General features: G+C 42.9%; 16 protein-coding genes. 12 read left to right on the plus strand and 4 right to left on the minus strand.

The window, feature by feature from the left end:
• Positions 1-130 precede the first annotated feature (130 nt).
• The gene (locus ACLI1A_RS07295) at positions 131-1,120 is read left to right on the plus strand and encodes a LysM peptidoglycan-binding domain-containing protein (protein WP_411407641.1); all 990 of its coding nucleotides are present in this window, start codon (positions 131-133) and stop codon (positions 1,118-1,120) included.
• A 121-nt stretch (positions 1,121-1,241) separates the two neighbouring features.
• Here ACLI1A_RS07295 and ACLI1A_RS07300 read toward each other — a convergent pair whose 3' ends face one another.
• Entirely contained in the window at positions 1,242-1,694 is a 453-nt protein-coding gene (locus ACLI1A_RS07300; protein WP_411407643.1) for a DUF4442 domain-containing protein, read from the minus strand.
• Positions 1,695-1,995: 301 nt separating this feature from the next.
• Between ACLI1A_RS07300 and ACLI1A_RS07305 the strand changes: the two genes are divergently transcribed.
• From ACLI1A_RS07305 to ACLI1A_RS07330, 6 genes are all read left to right on the plus strand, one after another.
• A complete protein-coding gene (locus ACLI1A_RS07305; protein ID WP_411407645.1) occupies positions 1,996-2,766 on the plus strand; it encodes a GIN domain-containing protein in 771 nt (256 codons plus the stop codon).
• 13 nt (positions 2,767-2,779) lie between these two features.
• A complete protein-coding gene (locus tag ACLI1A_RS07310) occupies positions 2,780-3,124 on the plus strand; it encodes a PadR family transcriptional regulator (protein WP_411407647.1) in 345 nt (114 codons plus the stop codon).
• Positions 3,117-4,916: a PspC domain-containing protein gene (locus tag ACLI1A_RS07315; RefSeq protein ID WP_411407650.1), complete on the plus strand. Its 1,800-nt coding sequence runs from the start codon at positions 3,117-3,119 to the stop codon at positions 4,914-4,916. Before ACLI1A_RS07310 ends, ACLI1A_RS07315 begins: the two co-directional genes overlap by 8 nt.
• A gap of 11 nt (positions 4,917-4,927) precedes the next feature.
• Positions 4,928-5,650 carry a head GIN domain-containing protein gene (locus ACLI1A_RS07320; RefSeq protein ID WP_411407652.1) on the plus strand — a complete coding sequence of 241 codons (723 nt, stop codon included), beginning with the start codon at positions 4,928-4,930 and terminating at the stop codon, positions 5,648-5,650.
• A gap of 184 nt (positions 5,651-5,834) precedes the next feature.
• Positions 5,835-6,473, plus strand: coding sequence for a rhomboid family intramembrane serine protease (locus ACLI1A_RS07325; RefSeq protein ID WP_411407654.1), 639 nt, complete (start codon positions 5,835-5,837; stop codon positions 6,471-6,473).
• 60 nt (positions 6,474-6,533) lie between these two features.
• Positions 6,534-7,223, plus strand: coding sequence for an SIMPL domain-containing protein (locus ACLI1A_RS07330; RefSeq protein ID WP_411407656.1), 690 nt, complete (start codon positions 6,534-6,536; stop codon positions 7,221-7,223).
• A 62-nt stretch (positions 7,224-7,285) separates the two neighbouring features.
• On the opposite strand, the gene ACLI1A_RS07335 is transcribed toward ACLI1A_RS07330, so the two are convergent.
• The 3 genes from ACLI1A_RS07335 to ACLI1A_RS07345 all read right to left on the minus strand — a co-directional run bounded on the left by ACLI1A_RS07335 (position 7,286) and on the right by ACLI1A_RS07345 (position 8,763).
• On the minus strand, positions 7,286-7,576 hold the full coding sequence (locus tag ACLI1A_RS07335; RefSeq protein WP_411407658.1) for a YciI family protein: 291 nt from the start codon (positions 7,574-7,576) through the stop codon (positions 7,286-7,288).
• Between the two features lie 40 nt (positions 7,577-7,616).
• Entirely contained in the window at positions 7,617-8,168 is a 552-nt protein-coding gene (locus ACLI1A_RS07340) for a hypothetical protein (protein ID WP_411407660.1), read from the minus strand.
• A gap of 67 nt (positions 8,169-8,235) precedes the next feature.
• Positions 8,236-8,763, minus strand: coding sequence for a hypothetical protein (locus ACLI1A_RS07345; protein WP_411407662.1), 528 nt, complete (start codon positions 8,761-8,763; stop codon positions 8,236-8,238).
• 163 nt (positions 8,764-8,926) lie between these two features.
• Here ACLI1A_RS07345 and ACLI1A_RS07350 point away from each other — a divergent pair, with 163 nt between their 5' ends.
• The 5 genes from ACLI1A_RS07350 (at position 8,927) to dnaJ (ending at position 15,305) form a co-directional block, all read left to right on the plus strand.
• Complete coding sequence (locus tag ACLI1A_RS07350; protein WP_411407664.1) at positions 8,927-11,272, plus strand: ATP-dependent helicase; 2,346 nt, start codon at positions 8,927-8,929, stop codon at positions 11,270-11,272.
• Between the two features lie 73 nt (positions 11,273-11,345).
• The gene (locus tag ACLI1A_RS07355; RefSeq protein ID WP_411407666.1) at positions 11,346-12,194 is read left to right on the plus strand and encodes a GIN domain-containing protein; all 849 of its coding nucleotides are present in this window, start codon (positions 11,346-11,348) and stop codon (positions 12,192-12,194) included.
• A 227-nt stretch (positions 12,195-12,421) separates the two neighbouring features.
• Entirely contained in the window at positions 12,422-13,330 is a 909-nt protein-coding gene (locus tag ACLI1A_RS07360) for a TIGR01777 family oxidoreductase (protein WP_411407668.1), read from the plus strand.
• A 237-nt stretch (positions 13,331-13,567) separates the two neighbouring features.
• Complete coding sequence (locus ACLI1A_RS07365; RefSeq protein WP_411407670.1) at positions 13,568-14,158, plus strand: nucleotide exchange factor GrpE; 591 nt, start codon at positions 13,568-13,570, stop codon at positions 14,156-14,158.
• A 16-nt stretch (positions 14,159-14,174) separates the two neighbouring features.
• Positions 14,175-15,305: a molecular chaperone DnaJ gene (dnaJ, locus tag ACLI1A_RS07370; protein WP_411407672.1), complete on the plus strand. Its 1,131-nt coding sequence runs from the start codon at positions 14,175-14,177 to the stop codon at positions 15,303-15,305.
• Positions 15,306-15,663: the final 358 nt, after the last annotated feature.

Genomic DNA, 15,663 nt, shown 5'->3' on the forward strand with positions numbered 1-15,663 from the left:
TCGGAAATATGGCTATTTGCCTAATATTTCCTAATAAAAATGTTGGTGAAACCCCTAATCTACATTACCTTTATATCCGGAGACCTGAATTTCTTAGAAGTATTTTGATTAACTAAAAGCCTTTATGCGTATGAAGAAGGTTTTACTAACACTCGCATTGATGTTTGCCGTAACAGGTATGTCTTTTGCCCAGGGAGAAGGGCAGGCAAAAGAGCAAGAGAACATCAAAACGCACCAGGTTTACACTGGTGAAACGGTAATAATGATTGCCAAAAAATATAGCATTACCCCTCGTGATATTTATGATTATAACCCTGATGCCGTAAATGGTTTAACACCAAATGGTATATTAAGGATACCCATGCACAGACAAGTGCAGTTTGCCAGTGAGGAAAAGCCGGTAAAAAATACCGCTACACCTGCTAAGGCAAAATTTACAGGCTACTCGGATGAAATGTACGGTGATGTAGCACCTCAAAAGAAAGAGGCTGTAGCTACCACAACACCGGCACCGGCACCAACTGTAGCACCTGTTGCACCAAAAGCAATAATAGTTTCTTCAAGTTCGCTGCAAACTTTTCAGCATACTGTAAAAAGTGGAGAAACACTATATTCACTGGCGCGCCGATACAATACTTCGGTAAGGAGCATACAAGATGAAAATGCAGATAAGCTTGCGTCAGGGCTTGAGACAGGAACCGTGCTTAATATTACTACTAAGCCAAGGGTAGGAGATCCTGAAAAATACATTACCCACGATGTGGCTGCGGGTGAAACCCTGTTTTCACTGGCGCGTAAATACAACACTACAGTAGCTGCTATTACTGAAGGTAACAAGGATGTGCTTAAAAAAGGTCTTATGACCGGGCAGCACCTTATGATACTTCCGGGTGATATATCTGATAATGCTGGAGGTATGATAGCTAAAGCTGATATTGATACCGGTACTATAGCACATAAGGTAGAAAGCGGCGAAACGCTAAATACCATAGCTACAAAGTATCATACTACAGTAGAAGATATTACGGCTATAAATAAAAATGAACTTAGCAGCGGCCTTAAACCGGGTCAGGTGCTTAATATAAAAAACAATACTGCAATAAGTACTGTTACTGAGTAGCAGGTGGTATTTTCAATACTTTTCTTAAGGGGGAAAGTAACATACACAAATTTTTGTCAGTACAGAGGGCAGCAAAGGGGGAACTTGCTGCCCTTGTTTTTTTATATACTTATGGGTTGTATTATTTTGCTTTAATACTCCATTCAAATTCCATCTGGCTAACAATATCTCCGGCTTCGTCTGTTGCTGTAGATTTCATCCAGAAGGTTTGCCCTTCACCCGTGGCTATTGCCCGGTCTATTGCTTCTTTAATAAGGTGCCCGTCTGTGCATAAAAAAGTGATGCGTCCGCGGGCTTTTTTGGTAAACGTACCCTTATTGTTAGCTACCAGCATCGATATTTTTTTACCACTTTCTTTTATGTGCAGCATTACCATTGCCCCGGTGGTTAGCTCGGCAGCCATGGCCTGTACGGCAAAATACATACTGTTAAACGGGTTTTGATTCATCCAGCGGTGCTTTACGGTAACTGTGCACTGCTCCCGGCTTATTTGCTTAACCCTTACGCCGCTTATGTATGCCGAAGGCAACTTCAACAATAAAAAGGTGTTAAGCTTAGATGGTGTAAATTCCATTGTATACTGAGGTTTTACACTAATGTACAACTATTTAGTAATATTACAAATGTTAAAGTTTTGTTAAATCAAACTACTATGTAATACAAACTACCTGATAAACTATATATATTTGCATAAGAAATTAATGGTTATAAAAATATACTATGTAAATACAGCTATTATATATTCCGATAGAAGCCCCGCAAGAATAAACAGGAGTTAGCAATCATCAGTCAAATAATCAATCACAGCGCGGGGCTTTTAAAGGGTAGGGGTTCAATCATCATCATCATCAAATCATCAAAAAACGAACAGTAACATGAAATCAACAATCATCACAGCCTTTGCAGCCTTTATGGGATTTACGGCGCAGGCACAACAAAAAGAAACCCGAGCGGCAGAAAATGCTACCGGTATTGAAGTTAAGAAAGGTATAGAAGTGGTTTTTACGCAAAGTGAAACCCCGTCGCTTACAGTAGAGGCCAGTAGCAGGGAGCTGCTGGATAATGTAGCTACCGAATACAAAAAAGGTATACTGAAAATCTACTTTAAAAACGATGAAGCAAATACCCTTGCCAATGCAAATACAGTAAAAGTATACGTTTCTGAAAATGAAATTACCAACTTTAATCTTTCAAATGGTTCTTTACTAAAGCTAAATGGAAAAGTAAAAGCAGAGAACCTGGACATTCGCCTTAGTGGAGGTGCTACCCTTATAGGTGAACTGGAAGTAAACGGCACGTGTAGTGTAAAAGCTGCTACAGGTTCGGGATTTAGGGGTGTGCTGCACGGCGGTACACTTACCGCCGATGTACTGGGTGGCTCTTTTATAAGGGCTACCGGAAGTGTAAACGACGTGAAGCTTTATGTAAGCAATGCCTCGGTTCAGGTGGGCAAACTATTATGTACCAAAGCCGATGTACAGGCACAACAAAATTCGGTGGTATTTGTAAACGCAGATAACTATATAAAGGCTGAAGCCGACGGTACTTCTACCGTTACCTACTACGGAGAGCCGAAAACTACAATTACGGGAACCAACACATACAGTATACAAAGGGATACGCAAAAGCTAACCCTTAACAAATAAAAAATGAGGATCTATGAATGTTGAAAACACCAAAGCCCAGATGCGCAAAGGCGTGCTGGAGTTTTGTATCCTATCGGTACTAAAAGAACATGAAGCCTATACAAGCGAAATACTGGACACACTAAAAAATGCCAAGTTACTGGTGGTGGAAGGTACAGTGTACCCGCTGCTTACAAGGCTAAAGAACGACGGGCTCCTCAGCTACCGCTGGGAAGAATCTACCTCGGGGCCGCCACGCAAGTATTACGGCCTTACGGAGAACGGAAAAGTATTTTTAAAAGAATTGCAAAACACCTGGACAGAACTGTCTGACGCAGTAACCATTATTACCACTCAAAACGCTAACAGCCATGAATAAAACAGTAAGTATCAATTTAGGAGGAATGTTCTTCCATATCGATGAAGACGCCTACCAGAAGCTGAACCGCTACTTCGACGCGATAAGGCGATCGCTTTCGCCTGATGGCAAAGATGAAATCATGAGCGATATAGAGGCACGTATAGCCGAACTGCTTTCTGAAAAAGTAAAATCAGAAAAACAGGTAATAGGCATACGCGAAGTGGAAGAGGTTATTACCGTTATGGGACAGCCCGAAGACTACCGTATAGACGAGGAAGACAACAGTAAAAGCAGTAGTGCTTCGTCATCGGCGGCAGAAACATTTGAGTACTACCGTACCAAGAAGTTTTACCGCGACGAGGAAAAGAAAGTAATAGGCGGTGTATGCGCCGGCCTGGGTCACTATTTCAGGATAGACCCATTGTGGATACGCATCATTTTTATCCTTACGCTGCTGGTATTTGTAGGTACAACCAGCATTGTATACGTGCTGCTTTGGATATTAATTCCACCCGCTATAACCACTGCCGAAAAGCTGGAAATGAAAGGGGAGGCCATAAACATTTCGAATATTGAAAAAAAAGTACGCGAAGAGTTTGACCGTGTAGGCGACAAAATAAAAAATACCGATTTCAGTCCCTTAAAAACCGGTGCCGAACGCGTAACAAGCGGCCTGGGTAAAATACTGAATGTACTACTACGTATAGTAGGTGCTTTTATAGTAACTGTTTCAGGTATATGGTTGGGAGCCCTGCTTGTGGGTATGCTGGTAACCATGTTTGCTACTGCGGCTACTGCGCCTATATGGTACCCGTATATGCAAATGTTTAATATTACCGGGGCACCTATATGGCTTATAACCATCTGCGCGTTCTTTGTTGTTACCATACCGGTACTGGGTTTCTTTTTACTGGGGCTAAGGATATTAATCCCGCATATTAAACCGGTAAAAGGTTACGTTTCGCTTACATTGGTATTGTTATGGTTTGTAAGCTTTGCTGCCTGTGTTTACTTTACTTTTGAACAAACAACGCAATATTCTAACCAGGGTAAAACCATAGAAAGGAGCGAACTGGACATTGCCAAAACAGACACGCTTAACATACGTTTCCGTTACAACAGCATGTATGCCAAAGATGCAGACCACCATACTGATTTTACCCTGAAACAGGATACACTGGGCAGGCAGCACATATACAGTAATAACATTGACCTGTTCATTATGAAGGCAGAAGGTAAGGTACCTTATGTTCAGATAGAAAAAATTGCAGGAGGCAGGAGCCTTACCGAGGCACAAAACCTGTCTAAGGCTATAAAATATACTTATGCCCTTATTGGCGATGAACTGTTGCTGGACAACTACCTTACTACCCCTATAGATTCTAAATGGAGGGCGCAAAAAGTAGAAGTGTATCTGTACCTGCCGGAAGGTTTTCACTTTACAGCCAGCGCTAACGTAACGGATTATGACGACAGTGATAATGATTTCTTTAATTTGTGGTACGATAGTGAAAACCATATCTACGAAATGGGAAAAACCAAAGTGTACTGCCTTGATTGTCATGATGAAGACGGGAACCCGGTAGATTCACCGTTTGAAGATCCTAATGCACCGCCGTCACCGCCTATGAGCGAGGATGAAATAAACCAGATGAATAAGGACATGCAGCAAAACCTGGAACAACAGGCCGAAGACCTGAAACAACAGGCAGAGGACATGAAGGAGCAAGCCAGGCAAATGAAGGAAGATGCTAAAAACATGGCAAAGGAGACTAAAAAAGACATACAAGACGCCATCAAAAACCATTAAACCATTAAACCATGATACGTACAGCCATTTATCTTATTAAAACCCTTATTGTAGCCATAACAGCACTGCTGTTTGGCTCGTGTACAGGGGTAAGCGGAAACGGTAAAATTAAAGCCGATAACAGGGTTGTAGACCAATCGTTTACCGGTATAGAAGTCTCTTCGGGGTTGTCTGCTTATGTAAGCCAGGGCGATAAAACCAGCATTACCGTAGAAGCCGATGACAACCTGCTGCCACTGATACAAACTGAGGTGAGTAATGGTGTGCTGAAAATATACAGCAAACAAAACCTGCAAAACGGTAGTTCGGTACATGTATATGTTACCCTGCCTCAGGTTAATTCGTTACAGGCGCAGGCAGGCTCACTGCTGGAAAGTAAAACGGTGCTAAAATCGGGTGCCATTACACTGGAAAGTGGCAGCGGCAGCGAAATAGACGTAACCCTGCAGGCTACAAATGTAAGCTGTACGTCGGGTAGTGGCAGTAGTATGGCGCTTAAGGGTGTTGCCGTGAGTATAACGGCAAGCAGCACCAGCGGCAGTAGCCTCGACGCAAAGGGATTAAAGGTGGAAGAAGCCAAAGCCCAGGCATCGAGTGGCAGCAGCCTTAGCGTAAGCCCGTCTAAGCACGTAAAAGCTTCGGCATCGTCAGGGGCCAGTGTTACCTACTACACAGAAGGTGGTATTACGGCCGACACCGAGGCATCATCAGGAGGATCTGTTTCAAAAGGTTAAATAGCGTTTTGCCTGCCCCCACGAGAACAGCGTGGGGGCTTTTTTTTATACCCTTGTACCGGCTGTTTTTCGGTAGCTCTATTGCTTTTTACTTTAGGGTTGAAAAAGATTAATGCCAATTTAAGATGTCTTGTTTTACACAAATGGTAAATTTTTCCTTACTTAGCGGAACAAAATTTATTCTATGTTACAAGGACATTCACTCATTTTACTGGTTATTATAGGTATTAATGTTTTAGTGAGTTACAAAGGGTTTACCGACCCAAATTTTATTAGAAAGTATTACTTCCATATCGGCAGCATCCGCGCCGGCGAACAAATACGCATGTTCAGCAGTGCGTTTCTTCATGCCGACTGGCAGCACCTTATATTTAATATGGTAACCCTGTATTTCTTTGGACCTACAGTGTTATATAAGCTGGGCGATCTTGGCTTTATGCTGGTTTACTTTGTCAGCCTTGCCTCAGGAAGCCTGCTTACCCTGTACATGAACCGTAACAACTATAACTATACAGCACTGGGAGCATCGGGTGCGGTAATGGGGGTGGTGTTTTCCGGTATACTTATTAACCCGGATGCTGAAATTAATTTTATAATCCCTGCATGGCTCTTCGGTATCGGTTACCTGCTGTTTTCTATATACGGTATGCGTGCCAAAAGAGATAATATAGGCCACCATGCACACTTTGGTGGAGCTATAGGTGGTTATGTAATTACGCTGTGCCGTGAACCCGAATTGTTTTCTACTGAGCCACTGCTTATTGCGGGGCTGGCGCTTCCTATTGTTATCCTGTTTGTAATGGACAGGATGGGCAAGCTGTAAAAGTGGCACGTATTTTGGTTTTCTCTACCCAGATAAGATAACATAAAAACAAAATTAACCATGAAAAAGACATTATTAGCCCTGTTTGTAGCCGTATCTACCTTTGCTACGGCACAGATACAACAAAACACACCGCCACAGATAAACGTGGCAGGCGAAGGAAAAGTAACCGTAATTCCGGATGAGGCCGAAATAAGCATAGGGGTAACCAATACCGGTGCCGATGCTGCTACCGTAAAGAAAGCAAACGATGCCGCCATAGATGCCATACTTAAGTACCTGAAAGGCCAGAAGCTGGATGCTAAAGATTACCAGACTGAACGCGTAAGCCTGCAACGTACCTACGATTACGACAAAAAGAAATACAACTTTGTAGCTTCTCAAACCATAAACATCCACCTGCGCGACCTGAGTAAGTATGATGCTATAATAATGGGGGTTACCGATGCCGGTGCCAATACCATTAATGGTGTTACCTTTAAAACCAGTAAGGAAGAACAGTACAAAAGCGAAGCCCGTGTAAAGGCCGTAGCCGATGCCCGTAAAAAAGCAGAGGACTACACTAAGGCATTAGGACAAAAACTGGGTAAAGCACTTATGGTGACCGATAACAGCCAAACATATTATCCTGTAATGCGCGCCACTGCCTTAAAAGGCTATATGGCAGATGCCGAGTCTACCAGGGAAACCCTGGCTCCCGGCGAAATAGCTATTACCGCTAATGTAAACATCAGTTACGCATTAGAATAACAGCGTAATCCTTATAAAAGAAATCCCCGAAAGTAAGCTTTCGGGGATTTCTTTTATGCGTGCTATTTAAAGATTGCCATCATAGGATAAAATTCTACAGTATTAAAAGCAAGCGAAGGGTCGTCTTTAATAAAGGCTTTTACTTCGTCTTCACTTTCGGCAGCAAGTATACCAAAACCGTAAGGGCCTTTTGGGTCAAAAACAGGTCCGTATACCTGTACCAGCCCTGCGTCCTGGTGTTGTTTCCAGTAGGCAGCATGGGCGCCCATAATGGCTTTTTCTTCATCCGTCATGGTCATCGGGAAATCCGGCCTTGGCGGAATCAGTTTTACTGCAAAAAATGTTTTTTCCATATTGATTGATGATTATTTAAATTAATTTTTTGAGTCCTTTTTAGGGTTGCGGAGTAGGATTTTGTCCTGTGGTATCGTCATCTTGTTTGGCGTTGTTAACACCATCATTATTATTAGGGGTATTGTTCTGATTTTTATTTAGGTCTGCTGTGGCACGGTCATTCAACCCCCTGAGTAACCCTTTGGCTTGTTTATATTTTTCAAAAATTGGCCTAATATCTCCTGCCGAAATCCTTGCAATATCTATTGATTGTCCTGATGTATAAATTATAAAAATCAGTTCTGCTCTTATTTCTCTAAGCTCAAAAAGTAATTCTTTATAAGTATTCTTTTTAAAGCCTAATAAAAATAATGTTTCAAGGGCAGTAAGCGCTGTAACAATAGCTCCCAGCAAGGTGATGGAAACGTTAAAACTGCAACAAAACAGGGTCTCTTTATTAGCAGCTATAACTGTTATAGTACCGGTTAACAAAACTTGTGTAGTTCTGAAAATATAATAGAACCATTTAAATATATTTTCTTTACGGTCTATCCGGTTTATTTCCTGTTGTACTAACAAATAAAAAGGGTCGGTAATCCTGTCATCTTTCATATTTTGGCTGATTTTTCAATAAAAATAATAAAATTATTGAAAACCAGTCTGTTGAAAGGGCTTAAAATTACTCATTCCACAGCTCCGCCACTTCCAGCTTCAGGTGGGCCAGGGCTATGCTGCTTGGGCTTTGCTTATCAAAAAGGTCGCTCAGCAGCTCTTCGCGCAGTTTATTGGCACTGTCTATACGCGGACTCATATTGGTTTTGCGTATGGTTTGTATCGTGGCGTTCTTAGCGGTAGTAATCACATTCCAGCACTCGGCAGATACGTATACCTGCTGGGTAAGGTTGTGCTCGTACTCCAGCTCTATCTGGGCTATAATATAGTTTTCGTATTCGGTTTTATCGTTGCTTTGCGGCGTAAGGCGTATCAGCAGGCGGGTAGGGTCTATACGTTCCAGCAGCAGCGTAAGCCTTTCGTATGCCTGAAGTCTTAGCGGCAGGGCGTGTTTTTGTGCATCTCTGTGCAGTGCATAGCGGCGGCGGCGGTCTTCATTCTGGAAAAACGACTGAAAAAGATAATAGGCTACTACACCCACCACTACGGCAGGAATTGCTGTAAAAAGCAGTTCTAAAAATTTATTAACGTTCATAGCTAATGTTATACGGTTGTAATTTACAGAGCCTGATGTGGCTCTGTTTTGTGAAAGGCGAAATTAGCGAAATAACTTTTTGCAGGGCAGTGCAGAGGCATTTTTTTTAGCAAAAATTACCGTTGAAATTCGTTATTTTTGTGCGTTAAAGAAGGAAGAAGGAATGGATATTCATAAATATATAAGCGGACTTAATGAAGCACAGCAGGCACCCACCCTGCAAAAAGACGGCCCCATGATTGTTATAGCAGGTGCAGGATCGGGTAAAACCCGTGTGCTTACGCTGCGCATAGCCTACCTGATGAGCCAGAATGTAGATGCCTTTAACATACTTGCGCTTACCTTTACTAATAAGGCTGCTAAGGAAATGAAGGAGCGTATTTCCCATATTGTGGGTAAAGGCGAAGCTAAAAACCTGTGGATGGGTACCTTCCACTCGGTATTTGCAAAAATATTAAGGATGGAAGCCGACAAGCTGGGCTTTCCGTCAAACTTTACCATTTATGACAGCCAGGACAGCGTACGCCTTATTTCATCCATCATTAAAGAACTTCAGCTTGATAAAGACGTGTATAAGCCAAAGCAGGTGCTGGGGCGTATATCGTCTTACAAAAACAGCCTTATTACGGTAAAAGCGTACTTTAATAACCCGGAGCTACAAGAGGCCGATGCCATGAGCAAGAAGCCCCGCCTGGGCGAAATTTACCAGCATTATGTAGACCGTTGTTTTAAGTCGGGTGCCATGGACTTTGACGACCTGCTGCTGCGTACCAATGAATTACTGAACCGTTTTCCGGAAGTACTTGCCAAGTACCAGGAGCGTTTTAAATACATACTGGTAGATGAGTACCAGGATACAAACCACAGCCAGTACCTTATAGTACGAGCTCTGAGTGATAAGTACCAAAACATTTGTGTGGTGGGCGACGATGCCCAGAGTATCTACGCTTTTCGTGGGGCAAACATTAACAACATCCTCAACTTCCAGAAGGATTATGACGGGGTGCAAATGTACCGCCTGGAACAAAACTACCGCTCTACCCGAAACATTGTTGAGGCGGCTAACGCCATTATAGACCACAACAAGGTAAAACTGGATAAAGTGGTATGGACGGCAAACGACGACGGCCCGCTGATTAAGGTACACCGTAGTCTTACCGATGCCGAGGAAGGCCGTTTTATAGCCAGTACCATTTTTGAGCAGCAGATGCAAAAGCAGCTGAAGAATAACAACTTTGCGGTGCTGTACCGTACTAATGCCCAGAGCCGTGCCATAGAAGATGCTTTGCGCAAGCGCGATATTCCGTACCGTATATATGGCGGACTTTCGTTTTACCAGCGCAAGGAAATCAAGGACGTGCTGGCCTACCTGCGCCTGGTAATAAACCCTAAGGACGAGGAAGCGCTGGTGCGTGTTATTAACTACCCGGCGAGGGGTATAGGCGACACTACCATAGACAAGCTTACCGTGGCGGCTAACCATTACGGGCGTTCTATATATGAGGTAATGGAAAACCTGGACCGCATAGACCTGAGGCTGAACAGCGGCACAAAAGCCAAGCTGCAGGATTTTGTAACGATGATCAAGAGCTTCCAGATAGCCAATGAAACCCAGGATGCTTTTTACCTTGCCGATTTGGTAACCAAAAAGACCGGGCTTGTACAGGAACTTAAAAAGGATGCCACACCCGAAGGTATAGCCCGTATAGAAAACATAGAGGAGCTACTAAACGGTATGCGCGACTTTATTGAAGGACAAAAGGAAGTAGACGGTGCGCGTGGTGCGTTATCTGAATTCCTGGAAGATGTGGCACTGGCTACCGACCTTGATAAAGATACCGGCGACGACGACCGTGTAGCACTAATGACCATTCACCTTGCTAAGGGGCTTGAGTTTCCGCACGTGTTTATTGTAGGTATGGAGGAAGACCTTTTTCCGAGTGCCATGAGCCAGAATACCCGCAGTGAGCTGGAGGAAGAACGCCGCCTGTTTTATGTGGCGCTTACCCGTGCCGAGCATCAGGCGTACCTTACCTACGCACAGAGCCGCTATCGTTGGGGTAAGCTGGTAGACAGCGAGCCGAGCCGCTTTATAGAAGAAATAAACCCGAAATTCCTGGAGTACCTTACCCCGGTAGAAACAAACTACCGCTACAAACCGATGATTAATGCCGATATTTTTGGCGATGTAGACAAATCGAAACTACGCCAGAGTAAGCCGGTAAACGGTACCCCGCCCAAATGGGTTACGGGCGATGAACCGAAACATGATATGCCCATACGCCGCCTGAAACCTATGGGGGGTAGTGGTCCGTCGACATCGAGTGGCCCTGCCATGCCCGATAGTAAGCTGCAAACCGGCAATGTGGTATTGCACGAACGTTTTGGAAAAGGTAAAGTGCTTAACCTGGAAGGTGTGGGCGCCGATCGTAAAGCCGAAATCCACTTTGAGGTAGGGGGGATTAAAAAACTGCTGCTTCGTTTTGCAAAACTCGACGTTATAGGATAAAGGGTATTTCTGCCTTTAACCGGCTTTTTTGTTATATTTGCTTTAGACCATAAAAACAACATAAGATTACTACATGAAGAAGCTTGCCCTGATTGCCTTACTGGCCCTTACATTGCCTTCGTTTGCACAAAAGCGTGAAAAAATTAAAGGTTCTAAGAACGTTACCGTAGTACAAAAAGATCTTCAGCCGTTTGAAAACGTAGAAATTGAAGACAATATTGAAGCCTACCTTGTTACCGGCGCTGCCAAAGCAATAGAAGTAGAAGCCGATGACAACCTGCAGGAAGCCATTATGACAGAGGTTAATGGCACTACGCTCCGTATTTATACCAGTAAGGAAATTACTGCTGCAAAAAAAATAGCTGTGCGTATTAACTACACCCCAAAGGTTAAGACCATTGTTACCAAGCACGAAACCATACTGTATGCCCTAACCGACCTGCAAGCAGACAGCCTGAAGATAAAAAGCATTGACTTTTCTAAGCTGTACCTAAACATAAAAAGTAAAAGCTTAGGGCTTAGTATGAACGATAAAACTAAAGCTGAGATAAACCTTAAATCAGAAAATGCTACGGTAGACCTGGCAAAAGACGCTACCCTGAAGGCGCTTATATCGTGCAAGGATTTTAAGATGGATATGTACCAGAAAACCACTGCTGCTATAGAAGGCGATGTAGACAATGCCGTAATAAGGCAGGATAATATGAGCGAGTTTACCGGTAAACGCTTTAGCGCTAAGAAAATGGAACTTACCACTGAGAGTTACAGTAAAAGCAGTGTTATGGTAGCTGAGAACCTTATTATGAGCGCATCTGGGAAAACAGTTACAGAGGTTTTTGGTAACCCGGATAAGCTTATTATTACCCTGAAGAAATTTGCAGACAGTGCTGTGCTTGCTAAAAAAGAAGATAAGGATAAGTAGTTTATTATCAATGTTCTGAAATATATGAAACGGCCCAAAGGCCGTTTTTTTTATGCTATGGATATACTTTGAGAGTTATTTTTTGATTTTCTTTTGTGTTAAAAAGGTTCAAAATGAGTATCTTTAGTTATTAAATGAATTATTTTCTTAAAGATACGTTAAACCCCGGTGCTTTTTAACGAAGCATAGCCAGTGCTGACGTATTTTTGTAGTAAATCAAGTAAGGTATGAGGGTTTTAATTACCGGGGCCACGGGCCTTGTGGGTAAGGAGCTTGTGTCTTTTCTGCTAAAAAACGGCTACAGCATTAACTATCTTACCACATCTAAAAATAAAATACAAGAGGAAGAAAACTACCATGGATATTACTGGAACCCCGATAAAGGTGAAATAGACCCTGATTGTTTGTATAATGTAGGTACTATAATCCACCTTGCCGGTGCGGGCATTAGTAAACGCTGGACTTCCTCTTACAAACAGGAAATTGTAAACAGCCGTATAAATGGTATTACAGTGCTGTACAAGCTGCTTAAAAGTACCGCAAATGATGTGCACCAGTTTATATCGGCCAGTGCTACGGGTATTTATCCCAGTAGCCTTACCACTGTATATACCGAAGACAGCCCTGAGCGCGATGGTTCTTTTCTGGATACCGTAGTGCAGAAATGGGAAGCTGCCGCAGATAGTATACAGGAGTTGGGAGTTAAAGTAGCCAAAGTACGTACCGGCTTAGTACTTAGCGGAAAAGGAGGCGTTTTAAAAGAGCTGTCTGCCCCTGCCAGGTTTGGTTTGGGTACGGCTTTCGGATCCGGGAAACAAATACAATCGTGGATTCATATTACTGATTTGGTGGGTATATATGTGCATGTGCTTAAGCACGGGCTGGAAGGTGTGTACAACGCCGTGGCACCGCATCCGGTAACACAAAATGAAATGGTTAAGGTTATTGCCGGCGTACTGGATAAGCCTTTTATTATGCCAAATCCGCCCCGTTTTTTAATGAGTCTTGTACTGGGTGAAATGAGTTCCCTGCTATATGACAGCCAAAACGTTAGCGCCCGTAAAATTATAGATGCCGGTTACCAGTTTAAGTTTCTGTCAGTGGAAAAAGCAATAGCTAAAGAGCTTTTAAAATAGTCGGAAGACCTTCTCAAGATAATAGACGAAAGATAATAGACCTGCCGGAGAGTTCCGGCATTTTTATTTTATTCGTTTTCAAAATCAACAGTGCCGACTTTCCCTATTCTTTAAATAAAATTAGTGCCAATTCGTGTAATTCCGGCTCTGCTCTTAAACATGTAAATGACAAATTGGCATTTTACAAAAATTGGCAATACTTTTGCAACTCGCTTTAGCGACAACACTTGATAATTAATGTTTAAGAAAATATTTAAAAATATGAGCCGCGAGCAAGCAGAAAATGCCGAAAAAGAACTGAAACAGGAAGAAATTGTAAATGAAACAGAGCAGGCTGCTGCCGAAACAGAACAAGGTATACCTTCGGCTGAGGGGCTTTCGGAAGAAGATAAACTAAGGGAAGACCTTGCTGCTGAAAAAGACAAGTTCCTGCGCCTTTTTGCTGAGTTTGAAAACTATAAAAAACGTACCTCTAAAGAGCGTATAGATTTGTTTAAAACTGCAAACCAGGAAGTGCTTCAGGCCATGCTGCCTATACTTGACGATTTTGACCGCGCTATGGTTCAGATAGGAAAAAGCGGCGACGAAAACCTGCTGAAAGGTGTAGAGCTGATACATAATAAACTGAAAGATACCCTTGTGTCTAAAGGCTTAGAGCAGGTAGATATAAAAGCAGGAGACGCATTTGACGCTGATTTTGCCGAGGCTATTACACAAATTCCTGCACCAAGCGAAGAGCTTAAAGGCAAGATTGTAGATGTAGTAGAAAAAGGATACAAACTGGGTGATAAAATAATCCGTTTCCCTAAAGTAGTGTTAGGTAATTAATTACGTGTAAGGCAAAATGAAAAAAGATTATTACGAAATACTGGGCATAGATAAAAGCGCATCTGCCGAGCAGATTAAAAAAGCCTACCGTAAAAAAGCCATTGAGTTTCACCCTGATAAAAACCCGGGTGATAAGGCTGCTGAAGAAAAATTTAAGGAAGCAGCTGAGGCTTATGAAATACTAAGCGACGCCGATAAAAAAGCCCGTTATGACCAGTACGGCCACGCAGCCTTTGATCAGGGAGGTTTTGGTGGCGGTGGCGGCCATATGAACATGGACGACATTTTTAGCCAGTTTGGCGACATCTTTGGCAGTGCCTTTGGTGGCGGCGGATTTGGCGGTTTCGGTGGATTTGGCGGCGGTGGCGGCCAGCGCCGCGTTAAGGGCAGCAACCTGCGCATTAAGGTAAAGCTTACCCTTGATGAAATAGCCAATGGCGTAGAGAAAAAAATAAAGGTAAAACGCAAGGTTCAGGCCAAGGGTGTTACGTATCGTACGTGTCCTACCTGTAACGGTAGCGGGCAGGTAGTAAAAATTACCAATACCATACTGGGCCGTATGCAAACGGCTACAACGTGTAACCACTGTGGCGGAAGCGGGCAAATTCTTGACGGAAAACCTGCCGGAGCCGATGCGCACGGTATGATAATGGAAGACGAAACCGTATCTATAAAAATACCTGCTGGTGTGGCAGACGGCATGCAGCTGAAAGTAGCCGGTAAGGGTAACGATGCCCCGGGCAGCAACAGCATTCCGGGCGACCTTATTGTGGCTATAGAGGAAGTAGAACACGAAACCCTGAAACGTGAAGGCGAAAACCTGCACCTGGATTTATACATAAGCTATCCGGAGGCGGTTTTAGGCACCAGCAAGGACATAGATGCCGTAAACGGAAAGGTGCGTATTAAGCTTGAAGAAGGAATTCAGAGCGGTAAAATACTGCGCCTTAAGGGTAAAGGATTACCAAGCCTGAACAGTTACGGAAACGGCGATTTACTAATCCACGTTAACGTTTGGACGCCGAAAAGTCTTAACAAAGAGCAAAAACAATTCTTTGAAAAGGCGCTGGGAGACGAAAATTTTTCGCCAAAGCCCGAAAAGAGTGAGAAATCTTTTTTCGAAAAAGTTAAGGATATGTTTTCATAATTTAAGAAAAAAAATATATATTTGAACTTCACTAAACAACTAGTGAATTTTTCTTTTTCATAGCAATTTTTCCCATCCTTTATGCAAATAGAGGGTGGGTTTTTTATTTTTTGCGAATTTCAGAATTTAGGTTAACCTTCAAATATTTCTTAAAAATTATAATTCACACAAGGGACACAACGTTTTTTTCACGGAGAAACACAACGTAAGGTCAATCCGCCGTAGGCGGGAGGACACAAAGCTTTGTGAACTTTAATATCGTTATTGATATAGCAATCATTGTGGACTTAGTGAAAAAAACGTTGTGTACCTTGTGGTAAAATTTCGCGCAAAGGCGTCGAGTGACAAAGGGATAGTA

The sequence above is a fragment of the Flavobacterium sp. RHBU_3 genome (genome assembly GCF_046613565.1).
Classification (GTDB): domain Bacteria; phylum Bacteroidota; class Bacteroidia; order Flavobacteriales; family Flavobacteriaceae; genus Flavobacterium.

Coding starts and splice junctions, on each gene's coding strand:
- ACLI1A_RS07295 (WP_411407641.1), top strand. CDS start 131: ATGAAGAAGGTTTTACTAACACTCGCATTGATGTTTGCCGTAACAGGT.
- ACLI1A_RS07300 (WP_411407643.1), bottom strand. CDS start 1,694: ATGGAATTTACACCATCTAAGCTTAACACCTTTTTATTGTTGAAGTTG.
- ACLI1A_RS07305 (WP_411407645.1), top strand. CDS start 1,996: ATGAAATCAACAATCATCACAGCCTTTGCAGCCTTTATGGGATTTACG.
- ACLI1A_RS07310 (WP_411407647.1), top strand. CDS start 2,780: ATGAATGTTGAAAACACCAAAGCCCAGATGCGCAAAGGCGTGCTGGAG.
- ACLI1A_RS07315 (WP_411407650.1), top strand. CDS start 3,117: ATGAATAAAACAGTAAGTATCAATTTAGGAGGAATGTTCTTCCATATC.
- ACLI1A_RS07320 (WP_411407652.1), top strand. CDS start 4,928: ATGATACGTACAGCCATTTATCTTATTAAAACCCTTATTGTAGCCATA.
- ACLI1A_RS07325 (WP_411407654.1), top strand. CDS start 5,835: ATGTTACAAGGACATTCACTCATTTTACTGGTTATTATAGGTATTAAT.
- ACLI1A_RS07330 (WP_411407656.1), top strand. CDS start 6,534: ATGAAAAAGACATTATTAGCCCTGTTTGTAGCCGTATCTACCTTTGCT.
- ACLI1A_RS07335 (WP_411407658.1), bottom strand. CDS start 7,576: ATGGAAAAAACATTTTTTGCAGTAAAACTGATTCCGCCAAGGCCGGAT.
- ACLI1A_RS07340 (WP_411407660.1), bottom strand. CDS start 8,168: ATGAAAGATGACAGGATTACCGACCCTTTTTATTTGTTAGTACAACAG.
- ACLI1A_RS07345 (WP_411407662.1), bottom strand. CDS start 8,763: ATGAACGTTAATAAATTTTTAGAACTGCTTTTTACAGCAATTCCTGCC.
- ACLI1A_RS07350 (WP_411407664.1), top strand. CDS start 8,927: ATGGATATTCATAAATATATAAGCGGACTTAATGAAGCACAGCAGGCA.
- ACLI1A_RS07355 (WP_411407666.1), top strand. CDS start 11,346: ATGAAGAAGCTTGCCCTGATTGCCTTACTGGCCCTTACATTGCCTTCG.
- ACLI1A_RS07360 (WP_411407668.1), top strand. CDS start 12,422: ATGAGGGTTTTAATTACCGGGGCCACGGGCCTTGTGGGTAAGGAGCTT.
- ACLI1A_RS07365 (WP_411407670.1), top strand. CDS start 13,568: ATGTTTAAGAAAATATTTAAAAATATGAGCCGCGAGCAAGCAGAAAAT.
- dnaJ (WP_411407672.1), top strand. CDS start 14,175: ATGAAAAAAGATTATTACGAAATACTGGGCATAGATAAAAGCGCATCT.